The sequence below is a fragment of the Burkholderia sp. 9775_39 genome (assembly GCF_015712225.1).
Taxonomy (GTDB): Bacteria; Pseudomonadota; Gammaproteobacteria; order Burkholderiales; family Burkholderiaceae; genus Burkholderia; species Burkholderia cenocepacia.
In genome coordinates this window covers 24,583-39,263 of sequence record NZ_JACCQC010000036.1, presented here as the reverse complement: position 1 = coordinate 39,263, position 14,681 = coordinate 24,583, and the positions used below count along the sequence as shown (strand labels likewise).

The following is a 14,681-nucleotide window of genomic DNA, read 5'->3' as shown; positions in this document are numbered from 1 at the left end:
ATGCAGGCAGGATTCGCATTTCTGGCGGGGTTGCTGTTCGGCGTCGGCCTGATCGTGTCGGGCATGGCCAATCCGCAGAAGGTGCTCGGTTTTCTCGACCTGGCGGGCCGCTGGGATCCGTCGCTCGCGTTCGTGATGGCGGGCGCGACCGGTGTTGCGGTGTTCGCGTTCGCGTGGGCGAAGCGCCGGACCCGCTCTTGGCTCGGCCTGCCGATGCAACTGCCGGCGGTGCGGACGATTACCGTGCGCCTGGTCGCGGGAAGTGCGGCGTTCGGCATCGGCTGGGGTATTGCCGGGTTCTGCCCGGGGCCCGCGATCGTGTCGATCGGCTTCGGGTCGGCCAAGGGGATCGGGTTCGTCGTCGCGATGCTGGCCGGGATGGCGTTGTTCGAGTGGATCGAGCGCTGGCGGAACGGGCGGTGACGCGCGGGACGTTCGCTTGGCACGATTGCTCGGAACATCACGGGTTCATCGGTCACCGCGATGATGCGGTGACTTTCCGGTGTGGCTCACGGCGGGCAAGCCGCGATGTCAGACATGCTCGTTCACGTGCCGGCCGCCGTGCAGTCGCCCGGCCAGTCGGCGCAGGATGTCGCGCCATACCGCGAGCATGCTGCTTCGGCCCGACGGGGCCACGATCGCCGTGCTGACCACGCCGCGGCCGCCAGCCGACAGCGCGACGTGACCGGCGGTTTCGAGCGTCAGGCATTCGCCCTCGTCGAGTTCGCGGCGAATGTATTGCGGTGCATCGGGCAGCCAGTCGAGCCCGCCGTGGCGCAGCGTGACCGCCAGCGCGCCATCCAGCACGATCAGCTGACTGCCCTTGTCGAACCACGCAAAGTGGCTTTGCCCGGCGTCGAGCCGGAGGTGTTGCGTCCGCATGGCGATTCCTTTTCCCGGTTGCTCCGGTTGCGCGGCCTCGCGACGACGAGGCGACAGCGTGCAATCAGGTTAGGGAAACGGACGCGCGCACGACAGATTCAGGGGACGGGAATCTGTTGCGGTGCAGGCGGTGGTTTCGCGCTGCTGTATCGGTGGGTTTCCCTCGAATCTGTATCTGGCGTGCGCGATGGGGCACGGGCACGATGGTCCGCATGACGCCTTTCGCCGACGCTTCCCGTACGCCTTTGCCGATGGACGGCGAGCCGCTTTACGAACGGCTCGCCGAACATTACCGCCGCATCATCGCGGCCGGCACGCTGTCGCCCGGCGACCGGATGCCGTCGGTCCGTGCGTGCATGGCGCAGCACGGCGTGAGCCTGTCGACCGCGATCCAGGCGTTCCGGCGGCTCGAGGATACGGGCTGGTGCGATGCGAAACCGCGTTCGGGTTACTTCGTGCGCCGCCGCGCGGCGGCCATGCTCGACACGCTGCCGGAAAGCGACGGGCCGCCGCTGAGCGTCGAGCCGCCGTTCGCGGGGCTGCACGAACGCGTCTCGCGCGTGATCGACCGTGCGAACGCGGCGACCGATGCGCTGAATCTCGGCGGCGCCTCCGCGCATGCCGCGCTGTATCCGACCGAGCGTCTGCAGGCGCTGGCGATCCGGCTGCTGCGGCGCAAACCCACGTTGCTGACCGATGCGGGGCCCGTCGGCGGTTCGCCCGAATTCCGGCAGACGATGGCCAAACGCGCGTTGTCCTACGGTGTGACGCTGACGCCGGACGACGTGATGTCGACGAGCGGCGGCGTCGACGCGGTGAATCTCGCGTTGCGTGCGGTCGCGCGGCCCGGCGACACGATCGCGATCGAATCGCCGGCCTTCTTCGGGCTGATCCAGCTGCTCGAAAGCCTCGGCCTGCGGGCACTCGAAATCCCGGCAAGCCCGACGACGGGCCTGTCGATCGAGGCGCTCGACGTGGCGCTGGCAGCCTATCCGGACATCCGGGCCGTGGTCGTCGTGCCGAACCTGCAAAACCCGCTCGGCTGCGTGATGCCCGACGAGCGCAAGGCCGCGCTCGTCGCGCTGTGCTCGCGCCACGGTGTGGCCGTGATCGAGGACGAGCCTTATCGCGAGCTCGTCGAGGCGCCGCACGCGGTCAGGCCGGTCAAGGCATGGGATTGCGACGGCACGGTGATCTACTGCCCGTCGTTCAACAAGGTGCTGGCGCCCGGGATGCGGCTCGGCTGGATGAGTGCGGGCCGCTGGCATGCGCGCGTGAGGATGCTGAAATTCGCGCACAGCCGGCACAACGCCGCGCTGCTGCAGGCCGTGGCGGCCGAATTCGTGGGTTCGGGCGCGTTCGATCGGCACCTGCACCGGTTCCGCGAACAGCTGCGCGTGCAGCGCGACGTGACGATCGACGCGATTGCGCGGCATTTCCCGGCCGGCACGCGGATGAATCAGCCGCCGGGCGGGATGCTGCTGTGGATCGCGCTGCCGGAAGGCGTGCGCTCCGATGCGCTGTTCGACGCCGCGCTGGCACATGGCGTCAAGATCGCGCCCGGTTCGATCTTCTCGAATTCGGACCGTTTCGACGGCTATATCCGGCTCGCCTGCACGCGCGTATTCGATGCGGTGCACGAGGCAGCGTTCGACACGCTCGGCCGCCTCGTACGGGAAGCCATGGCGGCCGCGTAAGCGCGACGGCGGCGGCCGGCCGGACTTGCGAATACGCGAGTGCGCCGGCCGGACGCGGGACCGAAGCGGCGAGCCGCCGCCATTTCATCGGCCGACCGTGTGCGTGGCGAGGTGCTGGCGAATCAGCGACAGGTAGCGATCGCCCACCGAGAAATCGCGTGCCGCGCGCGGCCGGGCGGCGGCAGGCCGCAGCGTGGCCGGCGCGCTCATGCCCAGATATCGGCACACGGCCGACGGAAAGGGCTTGCGCGTATGCCCGAGCTGACGTGCCGCGCGCTCGACGCGGGCATCGCCGACCTGGGCACGCAGCCACGCCAGCACTTGGCGATCGGTGTCGTTGACGATACGGACCAGATGTTCCATCGCGCACCTCACTGTTCATAAATACAGTACTGTAAATATAACCAGTGTTTGCGGTAACCGCAAGCGGGCGCGCGTCGGCTGGCCGTTCGGCCAGGGTCAGCGCACCGTCGCGGCGGTGCGCGTGATCCGGGCGGCAGGGGCGGTCGGGGCGGCGCGGCCCGTATAGCGCGCGTCGGTCAGCGTGCCGAGGAACGCGACGATGTCGTCGATTTCCGCGTCGGTCAGCGCGGGCGGCGTGCCGGGCCGACGGTTCATCGGCGTCGAGTTGACGTTGATGTTGCCGCGATAGGCGGCCGGCACGTCGTCGAACGTCTTGGCGCCGTGATACCAGAAGCCGGGATTGGTCGAGCGCGTGTTGTAGAACGCGACCGCGTCGCGCAGCGTCGTGAACACGCCGTTGTGCATGAACGTCTGCTTGACCGCGACGTTGCGCAGCCCGGGCGTGCGCAGGTAGCCGCACCATTGCGTCGGTTCGGGCCAGCGCAGCCGCCGCGCGGTGTCGCATAGCCCGTTGTCGAAATGGCGCGGGTCGCGGTTCGCCGGCAGCGCGCGGTTGCGCGGCACCGCGATCGCGTCGTAGCCGAAATCGGTGAACAGCGAGCGTTCCGGGCGGCTCGACGTGTCCGACAGCGTGTGGCAGGTCATGCAATTGCCCTTGTCCGGGTTTCTGAACAGCGCGAGGCCGCGCATCTCGGCCGGCGCGAGCGGCTGGCGCGTGCGCAGGAACGCATCGAAGCGCGACGTGAACGGCGCCATTTCGTCGCTCTGCAGGTAGGCTTCGACGGCCGAGCCCAGCGCACGCACCAATTGTTCGGGATCGCGCCGCACCGGCGCGCCGAAGCGCGCGGCGAGATCGGGCGCGAGCTCGGTCGCGTTGACCTTGCGCAGCAGCGCGGCCGGCGACCGGTTGTTCATCTCGTTCGGATCGAACAGCGGCCCGCGGATCTGCTCGGCGAGCGTATCCGCGCGACCGTCGCTGAACAGGCCGCCGAACGGCGACGGCGCGGGCGCGTCGTCGTCCTGGTAGAAGTGGCGGCGCGGCACGTAGCGCACATACAGCAGCGACGGCGCATTGCGCTGGCTGAAGCGCCCGGGCCGGCTGCCTTCCGGCACGCCAGGCCCCGCCAGCGCCGCGGCCGACAGCGTCGGCGCGAACGCGCGGCCCGGGTCGTGGCAACCCGCGCAGGACATACCGCGCGGCTCGGACAGCCGCGGGTCGAAGAAGATCCGGCGGCCGAGCGCGACGAGCATCGGGTCCGGCGCGAAGCGCGCGGTGGCCGCGTCGATCTTGCCGGTCACCTGCGGCGTGCCGTTGCCGATCGTGTCGACGACGCGCGACGGCGGTGCGCCCGGAAGCAGGACCGTTTCCGCAGGCGCGGCGTGGGCCGTGAGCGTCAGGCCGGCGAACAGGGTGGCGGCAAGCGCGTGCAGCGTCCGCCGGCCACGTACGCCGTGGCCTTCACATCGCACTGCTTTACTCACGGCGCGATGAATCCCGTCTTGTCGCAGGCGAGCGTCGTGCCCGACTGGTTGCACGATGCGAGTAGCTTGCCGGCCGCCGAATACGCATGGAACACCCAGCCCGTCGCCGGTGCCGCGTTGCGCTCCATGATCAGGAAACCGAAGCTGTTGTTGTGCGACAGCCGCTCGATCACGGTGCCCGGCGCGGGCGTCAGGCCGGCCGGGAACGGGTCGGGCAGCGCGACGTCGAGGTTGTCGCCGCCGTTGCCGGACACGATCGTCGCCGGGTGCCCGGACGAGAAGTTGATCGCCTGGAAATCATGCACGTGGCCATGCAGCGCGACGTGCACGCCCGGCGGGTAGTACGCCTGCGCGTTGAGGCTCGACATCACCGATTGCAGCGCGAGGTTGCCCGGCGCGGGCGTGCTGCCGGCGATCGGCGCAAACGCGAGGATCGGATGATGGTTCGTGAAGATCGTCGTCGTCATGCCGGCCTTCGACGCGAGCGATGCGACCGTCTGGAATTGTTTCTGGTAGATGCCGAACTGCGCGTCGGTCGTCTTGAGCGGCGTGCGGCCGACCTTCGCGGTGTCGAACACGATCACCTGCGAGCCGCCGCCGAGCGACACCGCATAGGGTTCCGAATAGTTCGCGTTGTTGTCGTTGGCCGGATCGTCGCACGAGCGGGCGGCCGAATACGGGCGCGGGTCGAGGAAGCGGAACCAGCCCTGGCCGGCTCGCGCGCATTCCTCGTGATTGCCGCGCACGACGACCCACGGCGCCTTCGCGAGCAACGGCGCGGCCGGGCGGAACAGGTCGGCCTGCCACGTATCCCAGCCGTAGCCCCACGGGCTGTCCTTGCAGCCGGCGATGTCCGGCGGGCATGCGTTTTCGCGATAGTGGTAGTCGCCGACGTGCAGCACGAGATCCGGCGACAGCTTCGCGACGCTGGCCGCGATGGTGTCGAGCGGCCAGACCGCGGCATCGTTGCACGCCTGCCAGGCGTTGTCGGCCTTCTTCATCCGGCAACCCGTGTCGGCGATGATCGCGACGCGCTGCGGCTGCGCTTTCGGCAGCGGCAGCGTGCGGCCCGCGACGCTCGCCGCCTGCGCGCCGGCCGGCAGCGTCGCCTCGCAGACGGACACCGGGAAGCTCGATGGTTTCGAATCGGCCGGGTCGCTGGCGGTCGGCCGCTGGGCGACGGTCGCGGCGGCTGCGCGCAGCGTCATGCGCGACAGCTTGCCGTCGACGGTCAACTGCGGGCACAGCGGATCGCTGGCCGACGCGGGCGTGTAGTTCGTGATGACGCGCGCGATCGCCTGGTTCGCATCGCCGATCTCGACCCATGCGGCCTGGACGTTGGCAGACGCGCTGGCCGGATCGTCCGGCGTATCGATGTGATTCGAGCACGCGGACAGCGCGGCGAGGGCAACCAGAGGGGCGCAACGTACGAGCAGCGCGCGCGTGAGGAATCGTCGCATGGGAGGGGAGGCACCGTAGGAAAGTCGTCAACGATACGCAGCGCGAATGTAAGAAATATGAAAAAACGGGGCGCGACGCAGGCGCGCACGGGCCGGCCTTGACTTCAAGCCGGCTTGAAGCAGCACAGTCCGGTTCGTCATCAATGAATCGGAAGGGGATCGACGATGGAAACCAACCGGCCCAACGCAGCGCAAGCCGCGCTCTGGAATGGTCCGTCGGGGCGCGCGTGGGTCGATGCGCAGGCGCTGCTGGACCGGATGTTCGAGCCGTTCGAAACGCTGCTGGCGGCGGCCGCGGCCGCGTCGTCAGCCACGCGCGTGCTCGATGTCGGCTGCGGCACCGGCGCGGTCACGCTCGCGATCGCGAGGCGGCTCGGTGCGAGCGCGCAGTGCACGGGCATCGACATTTCGGCGCGGATGATCGACGCCGCGCGGGCGCGTGCCGAACGCAGCGGCCTGCCTGCCCGGTTCGTGTGCGCGGACGTGCAGACGCATGCATTCGAGCCGGCGAGCGTCGACCTGATCGTGTCGCGTCTCGGCGTGATGTTCTTCGACGATCCGGTGCGGGCGTTCGCGAACCTGCGGCAGGCGGCGCGGCCCGCCGCGCAGATGCGGTTCGTCGCGTGGCGCGGCGCGGCCGACAACCCGTTCATGACGACGGCCGAGCGGGCGGCCGCGCCGCTGCTGCCGAACCTGCCCGCGCGGCAGCCCGGCGCGCCGGGGCAGTTCGCGTTCGGCGACCGCCAGCGGATCGCGTCGGTGCTGGCGGACAGCGGCTGGGCCGACGTGGCAATCGAGCCGGTCGAGCGGTCATGTGTGCTGTCGGAATCGGCGCTGGACGACTACGTTGCGCGGCTGGGCCCGGTCGGCCTGGCGTTGCTGGAGACGGACGAAGCGACGCGGCGGCGCGTGATCGATACGATGCGCGCGGCGTTCGAGCCGTACGTGCACGGCGCCGAGGTGCGCTTCGATGCGGCGTGTTGGCTCGTGACGGCGCGTGCGCCGTCCGCATGGCGCGTCGCGTGAAAGCAGCGGATCAGGGAAGGGGCGACGGCTCGTTCGCCCCACATGCTGCGGTGTGCGCGTGACGAAGCGGGGCCTGCGGGTATCAGCGTTTGCGCGCGCGCAGCATCAGCCACGCGCAACCACCGGCCACCAGCGCGAGGCCGAGCAGCACGGCCTCGGCGCCGAGCGCGAAACCGGGCGGCATCTCGCCGCTGTTCGGCACCGGCGACAGGTTGCCGCCCATCGCGACGGCGCCGCCGGCGAGCAGCGCCGCGCAGACGCTCCAGTAGACCTTGCCGAGCGGCGTCGCGGCGCGGATCCGCCACAGCGCGAGGCCCGCGCCGCCGAGGTACAGCACGGCGAGGGTGCCGAGCGCGATGACGTCGGCCGCGCGGCTGTGCAGCAGCCCGCTCATTCGGCCTCCGTCGCGTGTCCCGGAGCCCGGCTCAGCAGGTGCGTGCGCTTGTCCGCGGCCAGCGACACGTAGCGTTCATATTGGCGCAGCACGTCGGCGATCACTTCGTCGCCGCGCAGGTATTCGACGTCGTAGCCGAGCCGGCCGTCCTCGAAGAACGTGACGATGCCATACACGTGCGCACGCGCTTCGTCGGGTTCGGCCGCCTCGCGCACCAGGAACGCGGCCGCGGATTTCGCGGTGACGCGCACGCCGTACACGAAATCGCGGTGTTCGGCGGTCGGCACGGTGAGCCGCACCGCATCGTCGCCGTCGCGCTGCACGTGCGCATCGACGCCGCTCGCGCGCAACTCGTCGGCGACCTTGCGCAGCGCGGGTTCAACCGTTTCCGCGACGAACTGGCGCGCCTCGGCCTCGGTCGTCTGCCGCAGGATGTGCGTCAGGCGATGGCGCCAGTGCTGGCCGGTCCAGAAGCTCGTTGCAGGCGCGACGTCCTGCGAATAGTGCGCGCGATCGGCCGCGAGCCCGCGCCACAGCCCGTAGCAGAGCGCGAGCATGATGATGGCCACCGGCAGCGCGGCGATCAGCGTCATCGCCTGCAGCGCGCCGAGCCCGCCCGCGACGAGCAGGACCGCGGCCGTCACGCCGAGCAGCGCGGCCCAGAACAGCCGCTGCCAGACCGGCGACTGCGCGCTGCCGCGCGTCGCGATCTGGTCGATCACGAACGCGCCCGAATCGGCGGACGTGACGAAGAACACCGCAATCAGCACGATCGCGACGATCGACAGCAGTTGCGGCAACGGCAGGAAATCGAAGAAGCGGAACAGCAGCGCATCGACGTTGGTCGCCGTCTGCGCGAGCGCGCCGGCCGCGCCGTGCGTATCGAGCCAGATCGCGCTGTTGCCGAACACGGTCATCCACACGAGGTTGAACGCGGTCGGCACCAGCAGCACGCCGATCACGAACTGGCGGATCGTGCGGCCGCGCGAGATGCGCGCGATGAACATGCCGACGAACGGCGACCACGACACCCACCATGCCCAGTAGAGGATCGTCCAGCCGCCGAACCAGCCTTCCTCGCGCGGCGGCGCATACGCATAGGTGCGGAACGACAGGTCGACGAGGCTCGACAGGTACTGGCCGATGTTGTCGCCGAGCGCGCGCAGCAGGAAGGCCGTCGGGCCCGCGACGACCACGAAGGCGAGCAGCAGGAACGCGAGCAGCAGGTTCAGCTCGGACAGCCGGCGCACGCCCTTGTCGAGGCCGGTCGCGGCCGACACGCCTGCGAGGATCACGACCACCGCGACGAGCCCGATGCGGAACAGGTTGCTGCCCGTGTCCCACCCGGCGACCGTATGCAGGCCCGCGCTCAGCTGCATCACGCCGTAGCCGAGCGTCGTCGCGATCCCGGCGACCGTGCCGACCAGCGCGAACGCATCGACGGTATGGCCGATCCAGCCGTTGATGCGCTCGCGCAGCACCGGATACAGCCCCGAGCGCAGCGTCAGCGGCAGGTTGTAGCGGAAGCCGAAGTACGCGAGCACGAGCCCCATCAGCCCGTAGATCGCCCACGCATGGAAGCCCCAGTGGAAGAAGGTCATCAGCATCGCCTCGCGCGCGGCGGCAGGCGTGCCGGGGTCGACCGTCGGCGGCTTCAGGAAGTGCTGCATCGGCTCGCCGACGCCGAAGTACATCAGGCCGATGCCCATGCCGGCCGCGAACAGCATGGCCGTCCACGACACGAAGCTGAATTCGGGTTCGGCATCGTCGGGGCCGAGCCGGATATTGCCGAAGTCGCTGGCGGCGATCAGCACGAGAAACACGAGGAAGCCGGTGACGGCGAGCACGTAGAACCAGTCGAAACGTGCGATGACCCATTGCTGGCCGGCGGAGAATAGCGCACCGGCTTCGCTCGGGTGCAGTGCGCATACGACGAGTAGTGCGCCGATGACGGCGAGCGCCGGCAGGACGACCTGCGGCTTGAATGTCGTGCGGGGCATGGGACGGGAATCCGGCATGGTGGGCATCCAGTTGTGGGCGCAACGAGGCGCGACGCCGCCCGGCGCGCCTGTGGCGCGTCGGACCCTGATACGGCGTGCGTCGAGTGTACCGCGGTGTCAGGACTGCAAGAAGGGGGCATGCAGAAGGGGTAAACCTGACGAATTGTAAGATATCGCGGCGATCGAGAAAACCCGCGCGGTGTGCGTGGCGGGCCGGCGGGGCGGGGAAAACAGCGGCGCGAAGGCAGCGGCGAACGCGGATCGGGCGCCCGGACGGGCACGCACGGCATGCGTATCGTCCGGGCACAGGCGGCGCGCCGAAGGCGCCGCCGGGCGGGTTTCAGAACGTGACGGCGATCCCGGCCATGCCGACGAACTGGCCGTGCGTGGTCGACGGCGTGAGCTGCTGCGAATCGCCGACGATCGGGGCCGCGTCGACGATGTGGCCGGCGCCTTGCGCGCCGAGCGTCTGCCCGCTCGAATGCGTGTACGCCTGCAGCGCGTAGAGCGTCGTGCGTTTCGACAGGCTGTACGACTCCTTCAGCGAATATTGTTGATAGCGGGCCGCGCTCGCGACACCGTTTGCCTTCGATGCGAGCGTGTACGCGAATGCGCCGGCCACCGAGAACGTCGGCGTGAAACGGTATGCGGCAAGCGCGCCGTAGGTGTTGAACACGGCCGTGTCGGTGAGCGCCGAGCCGTTGCCGGGCAGGTACTTCACGTTCGAATAGTTGAGCCCCAGCGTCAGGTCGCCGAGCGTGTAGTTGCCGGCCGCCGCCACCTGTTCGACCGCTTTCGCGCTCAGGTAGCCCTGGTTCAGCACAGACACGGCGAAGCTGCCCGACGACGCGGTGGCCGGATTCAGGAAGCCGGCGGACGAGCCCGAGCTGTTGATCCGCAGGTAGCCGGCCGCGATGCCGACCGGCCCGTTCGCGTAGCGCAGCGCGGCGCTGAACGTGTTGCCCTTGCCGGTCGCGCCGGCAATGCCGCCGAACGCGTACATTGCGCTCGCGGTCAGCCCGGCGAAGGTCGGGGACGTATAGGTAACCGAATTGTTGACGCGGATCGTCGTGTCGAGGCCGTCGATGTCGCCCGGATGGGCCCCGGTGGCGCCGGTCAGCCAACTGCTCGACGCGTACGGACCGACCAACAGGAAGTAGGGGGTGTACTGGCGGCCGGCCGTGACCGTGCCGTAGCTGGCGTTGCGCAGGCCGACGAAGGCCTGGCGATTGAAGATTGTGCCGGCGGCGGCCTGCGCGCCCGTATTCAGGTTGAAGCCGGCCTGGAGGTCGAAGATCGCGTGCGTGCCGCCGCCGAGATCCTCGTCGCCGCGCAGCCCGAACTTCGACGCGTACAGGTTGCCGTCGCGCATGTAGACGTTCGAATGTCCCTGCTGGTTGTTCACGTACGCGAGCGAATCGTCGACGACGCCGTACAGCGTCACGCTGCTCTGCGCATGAGCGGCGGTCGTACCGAGCGACGCGGCCGATAAAATGAGGATTGCATAACGGTTGACGGGTGCTTTCATTGTCGATCTCCGGGGTGCTTCATCTTTTCAAGGGGAGGTTGAATGCCTCCTCTGTGGCAGGCGGCGGGCCGCGCGAACGGCCCGCCTGATCGGGGCTGCTTGCGATTCAGTGGTTCAGCGGTCGAACGCGACGACGAGGCGGCGCCATGCGCCGTCCCGCGCATCCTGCTCGACACGTGCGCCGCGCACGGCCACCGGGCCTTGCAGCGACGCGGGCAGCAGGATCTCGACGCGCTCGGCCGGGCGCGCCGGGCGGCCGTCCCAGCGGACCGACACGCCGAGCACGCCGGACGCTTCGCGCCCGGTCTCGATGCGCCACAGTCCGTATTCGCCGTCGCGCCATGCTTCCGTCTCGCCGTCGTCCTCGACGCATTCGCCATACGCGACGCCATCCTCGATCCGTGGTGCGACGAGGAAGCCGCGCGTGTCGGCGCGCGCCCCGAAATGCTGTTCCGCGACGTTCAGCGGCAGCACGCGGCCTTCGCGCAGCAGCATCACCGGCGTGTCGAGCGGTGCGGGCAGCGTCACGCTCGCGCCGCCGTCGAACGACTGCGCACTCGCGCAGCAGGTCCAGCGTGCGCCCGACGGCAGATACACCGTGCGCTCGGTCTGGCCGGGCTCGACGACCGGCGCGACCAGCAGCGCGTCGCCGAGCATCATGTCGTCGCACGCGTCGTAGCAGCGCGCATCGCCGGGGAAATCGGCGAGCGTCGGCCGCAGCACGGGCTCGTAGCGCGTCGTCGACAGCCACAGCAGGTGATAGAGGTACGGCAGCAGCCGGTAGCGCTGCTTGATCAGCGACGCGATCTGCGCGGCGATCTCCGGGTACATCCACGGTTCGTTGACGGTGCCGTCGTCGTTCCACGAATGGATGCTGAAACGCGGCATGAAGATGCCGAACTGCACCCAGCGCAGCAGCAATTCGGGCGACGGCGCGGGGCCGGAGAAGCCGCCGATGTCGTGGCCGATGTTCGACACGCCCGACAGCGCGAGCCCGAGGCCCATCTTCAGGTTGTAGCGCAGCGTTTCCCACGACGTGTAGTTGTCGCCGGACCACGTCTGCACGTAGCGCTGCATGCCCGCGCCGCCGGAGCGCGACACGAGGAACGGCCGCCGCGCCGGCGCATGCGCGCGCTGCGCGTCGCGCGACGCACGCATCATCAGCATCGTCTGCAGCACCTTCGCCTCGCGCGCCGGGAACGGCTGGCCGAAGCCGTGCGCGATCGCGTCGGGCGACCAGATCTCGTATTCGTTGTTGTCGTTCCAGGTCGATTCGATCCCGTATTCCAGCAGCGCCGACGTGACCTGCTCGTGCCACCAGCGGTATGCGTCCGGCTGCGTGAAGTCGAGGTACGCGCCGACTTCGTCCCAGAACTGCACCCACGCGGGCTCGCCGGACGCCGAGCGGATCAGCAGCCCGCGCTGCGCGGCGTCGTCGAAGGCCGGATGGTCGCGCAGCAGGCACGGCTTGATGTTCGCGCACAGGCGGATGCCATGGTCGCGATAGTGCTGCACGAAACCTTTCGCATCGGGAAACTTGTCGCGGTTCCAGTTGAACACGTAGCGCTTCGCGCCGATCGACGTATAGCCCGACGACAGGTGGAACGAATCGCACAGGATGTCGTGCGCGTCGCACTGCTCGACGAACTGGTTCATCTGCTGCTGCGCGTCCGGCGCATCGGTGTAGCTCATCGTCGAGCCCGAATAGCCGAGCCCCCATTTCGGCGTGCGCGCGGGGCGCCCGGTCAGCCACGTGAAGCGCCGCGTGGCCGCGAGCGGCGTATCGGGCGACGCGATGAAGTAGTAGTCGAGATCGCCGTGCTCGGCGACGAAATAGCGGTACGGGCCGTGATAGTTGTCGAGTTCGCGGCCCATGTCGAACGAGCAGTCCGACAGCGTGTCGTAGAACAGCCCGAAGCCCTGGCATGCATCGGGCGACCACGTGATGTAGAACGGGATGTGCTTGTACAGCGGATCCGTGTGTTTCGCGCTGTAGCCCATCGCGTCGATGTTGCGCATCTCGAAGCGTGTGCCCGTGCGGTCGAGTTCGCCCGCGCGTTCGCCGAGGCCGAAGACCTGGTCGCCGCGCTCGCGGGCGACGTAGTGATACACGCGGTCGTCCCACCAGCCGAAGTTGTACGCCTGCGTCGCGCGGTCGGCGAGTGCGACGCGCCATGCGCCATCCGCGCCGCGCATCGACCACGTGCAATGGCCGCCTTGACGGCGCACCGCGAGCCGGATCCGCGCGGTTTCGATGCGCACGCCGTCGTCGTCCTCGGTCAGTTCGTACCCGGGCAGCGTGAAGTCGCTCAGGTCGAGGCGGTCGCGGCCGTCGAGCGGCACGTCGTCGAGACCGGGCGCGATGGTCCACGTGCGCGGGTTGCGCGCGGTCGCGTCGGGCAGCACGCGCACCCGCACGATGTCGTCCTCGAGCACGAAGATTTCGACGGTGGCGCCCGTATCGGACGCGAGCAGCACACGGTTCGCGTGGTGGCTGTCGACGCGGAACACGGGCGGATGAAGAAGCGAAGTCATGAATGCGATTCCTGGTAAAGGCGGAGATCAGGCGTGCTGCGCGAGCAGGCGTTCCTGCTTCGACTGGCCGCGGATCAGCACCGCGAGCAGCGTGACGCCGATGATGTCGAACAGGCCGAGGCACGCGAACAGCGGCGCATAGCCGATCTTGTCGGCGAGCGCGCCGACCAGCAGCGAGAAGCCGAGGCCGCCGATCCACGCGGCCATCCCGGCGAAGCCGCTCGCGGTGCCGACTTCCTCGGGGTCGAACACGTCGGCCGACAGCGTGTTGACGAGCGCGGAGATCATCTGGTGCGCGAAGCCGCCGACGCAGAAGAGTGCGATCGCGGTGTACGGCGACGACGCGAGCCCGATCATCGCCGGCCCGAGCATCAGCAGCGCGCCGAGCGCGACGCCCGCGACGCGCGACCACACGAGCGGCAGCTTGAAGCGATTCGCGAGGTAGGGTGACAGGTAGCCGCCCGCGATGCCGCCCAGGTCGGCCGCGAGAAACGGCATCCACGCGAACACCGCGATCTGCGTGAGTGGCATGTGGCGCTCGGTCGCGAGGTACAGCGGAATCCAGAAGCTGAAAGTTTGCCACGCGGGTTCCGCGAAGAAGCGCGGCAGCGCGATGGCCCAGAAGCGCCGGGCGGTGACGACGTCGCGGATGCGGCGCGTCGACACGGGCGGCATCGTGGCCTGGCCGTCGCGGATCAGCGTGCGTTCCTGCGGCGTGATGCGCGGATGAGCGGCCGGCGAACGGTACTGCGTGTACCACAGCGCGGCCCACACGAACCCGAGCGCGCCGGTGGCCATGAACGCGGCCTGCCAGCCGAACCGCATCGACAGGAACACGACGAGCGGCGGCGCGATCGCGGCGCCGAGCGACGTGCCCGCGTTGAAGTAGCCGACCGCGACGGATTTCTCGCGATCGGGAAACCACTCGGCGACGGCCTTCATCCCCGATGGAATCGCGGCGGCCTCGAACAGGCCCAGCAAGCCGCGCAGGATGCCGAGCGACAGCCAGCCCGACGCGAAGCCGTGCGCGACGCCGACCACCGACCACAGCATCGCGAACAGCGCGAACCCGAGCCGCAGCCCGATCAGATCGACGATGAACCCGCATACCGGCTGCATGATCGTGTAGCCGATCTGGAACGCGCCGACGATGTACGAGTACTGCTGCGTCGAGATCGCGAACACCTGCTTGAGTTCGGGCGCGAGCACCGCGAGGGAATTCCGTGCGAGGTAGTTGAGGATCGTGCCGAGACACACGAGCACGATGATCCACCAGCGCAACGCCTTGACTGTCTTCACTGCTGTCTCCTGTCA

The 14,681-nt window shown here is 69.1% G+C and carries 12 protein-coding genes; 3 read left to right on the top strand and 9 right to left on the bottom strand.

What is annotated here, in order from left to right:
- Positions 1-423 (top strand): DUF6691 family protein, encoded by a 423-nt coding sequence (locus H0X90_RS31685; protein ID WP_077190348.1) that lies wholly within the window; start codon positions 1-3, stop codon positions 421-423.
- Between the two features lie 108 nt (positions 424-531).
- On the opposite strand, the gene H0X90_RS31680 is transcribed toward H0X90_RS31685, so the two are convergent.
- The gene (locus H0X90_RS31680) at positions 532-882 is read right to left on the bottom strand and encodes a hypothetical protein (RefSeq protein ID WP_006488712.1); all 351 of its coding nucleotides are present in this window, start codon (positions 880-882) and stop codon (positions 532-534) included.
- A gap of 212 nt (positions 883-1,094) precedes the next feature.
- Between H0X90_RS31680 and H0X90_RS31675 the strand changes: the two genes are divergently transcribed.
- Positions 1,095-2,579: a PLP-dependent aminotransferase family protein gene (locus H0X90_RS31675; protein WP_006488713.1), complete on the top strand. Its 1,485-nt coding sequence runs from the start codon at positions 1,095-1,097 to the stop codon at positions 2,577-2,579.
- 84 nt (positions 2,580-2,663) lie between these two features.
- Here H0X90_RS31675 and H0X90_RS31670 read toward each other — a convergent pair whose 3' ends face one another.
- From H0X90_RS31670 to H0X90_RS31660, 3 genes are all read right to left on the bottom strand, one after another.
- On the bottom strand, positions 2,664-2,942 hold the full coding sequence (locus tag H0X90_RS31670; protein WP_006488718.1) for a hypothetical protein: 279 nt from the start codon (positions 2,940-2,942) through the stop codon (positions 2,664-2,666).
- Between the two features lie 96 nt (positions 2,943-3,038).
- Entirely contained in the window at positions 3,039-4,424 is a 1,386-nt protein-coding gene (locus tag H0X90_RS31665; RefSeq protein WP_077190349.1) for a cytochrome-c peroxidase, read from the bottom strand.
- Positions 4,421-5,884 carry a metallophosphoesterase gene (locus H0X90_RS31660; protein ID WP_077190350.1) on the bottom strand — a complete coding sequence of 488 codons (1,464 nt, stop codon included), beginning with the start codon at positions 5,882-5,884 and terminating at the stop codon, positions 4,421-4,423. Before H0X90_RS31660 ends, H0X90_RS31665 begins: the two co-directional genes overlap by 4 nt.
- A 165-nt stretch (positions 5,885-6,049) precedes the next feature.
- Here H0X90_RS31660 and H0X90_RS31655 point away from each other — a divergent pair, with 165 nt between their 5' ends.
- On the top strand, positions 6,050-6,910 hold the full coding sequence (locus tag H0X90_RS31655; protein WP_077190351.1) for a class I SAM-dependent methyltransferase: 861 nt from the start codon (positions 6,050-6,052) through the stop codon (positions 6,908-6,910).
- An 82-nt stretch (positions 6,911-6,992) separates the two neighbouring features.
- Here the strand turns inward: H0X90_RS31655 and H0X90_RS31650 are convergent, their stop codons facing one another.
- From H0X90_RS31650 to H0X90_RS31630, 5 genes are all read right to left on the bottom strand, one after another.
- Positions 6,993-7,304, bottom strand: coding sequence for a hypothetical protein (locus H0X90_RS31650; protein WP_077190352.1), 312 nt, complete (start codon positions 7,302-7,304; stop codon positions 6,993-6,995).
- Positions 7,301-9,322: a BCCT family transporter gene (locus H0X90_RS31645; RefSeq protein ID WP_059723251.1), complete on the bottom strand. Its 2,022-nt coding sequence runs from the start codon at positions 9,320-9,322 to the stop codon at positions 7,301-7,303. Before H0X90_RS31645 ends, H0X90_RS31650 begins: the two co-directional genes overlap by 4 nt.
- A 322-nt stretch (positions 9,323-9,644) precedes the next feature.
- The gene (locus tag H0X90_RS31640) at positions 9,645-10,832 is read right to left on the bottom strand and encodes a porin (RefSeq protein ID WP_077190353.1); all 1,188 of its coding nucleotides are present in this window, start codon (positions 10,830-10,832) and stop codon (positions 9,645-9,647) included.
- Positions 10,833-10,946: 114 nt separating this feature from the next.
- Positions 10,947-13,367, bottom strand: a complete 2,421-nt coding sequence (locus H0X90_RS31635) for a glycoside hydrolase family 31 protein (protein WP_077190354.1) — start codon at positions 13,365-13,367, stop codon at positions 10,947-10,949.
- Positions 13,368-13,394: 27 nt separating this feature from the next.
- Entirely contained in the window at positions 13,395-14,666 is a 1,272-nt protein-coding gene (locus H0X90_RS31630) for an MFS transporter (protein ID WP_006482633.1), read from the bottom strand.
- Between the last annotated feature and the right edge of the window lie 15 nt (positions 14,667-14,681).

Excerpts from the sequence above, each read along its gene's own strand:
- H0X90_RS31655 (WP_077190351.1), top strand. The coding sequence starts at position 6,050 with ATGGAAACCAACCGGCCCAACGCAGCGCAAGCCGCGCTCTGGAATGGT.
- H0X90_RS31670 (WP_006488718.1), bottom strand. The coding sequence starts at position 2,942 with ATGGAACATCTGGTCCGTATCGTCAACGACACCGATCGCCAAGTGCTG.
- H0X90_RS31685 (WP_077190348.1), top strand. The coding sequence starts at position 1 with ATGCAGGCAGGATTCGCATTTCTGGCGGGGTTGCTGTTCGGCGTCGGC.
- H0X90_RS31675 (WP_006488713.1), top strand. The coding sequence starts at position 1,095 with ATGACGCCTTTCGCCGACGCTTCCCGTACGCCTTTGCCGATGGACGGC.
- H0X90_RS31660 (WP_077190350.1), bottom strand. The coding sequence starts at position 5,884 with ATGCGACGATTCCTCACGCGCGCGCTGCTCGTACGTTGCGCCCCTCTG.
- H0X90_RS31650 (WP_077190352.1), bottom strand. The coding sequence starts at position 7,304 with ATGAGCGGGCTGCTGCACAGCCGCGCGGCCGACGTCATCGCGCTCGGC.
- H0X90_RS31645 (WP_059723251.1), bottom strand. The coding sequence starts at position 9,322 with ATGCCGGATTCCCGTCCCATGCCCCGCACGACATTCAAGCCGCAGGTC.
- H0X90_RS31680 (WP_006488712.1), bottom strand. The coding sequence starts at position 882 with ATGCGGACGCAACACCTCCGGCTCGACGCCGGGCAAAGCCACTTTGCG.
- H0X90_RS31635 (WP_077190354.1), bottom strand. The coding sequence starts at position 13,367 with ATGACTTCGCTTCTTCATCCGCCCGTGTTCCGCGTCGACAGCCACCAC.
- H0X90_RS31640 (WP_077190353.1), bottom strand. The coding sequence starts at position 10,832 with ATGAAAGCACCCGTCAACCGTTATGCAATCCTCATTTTATCGGCCGCG.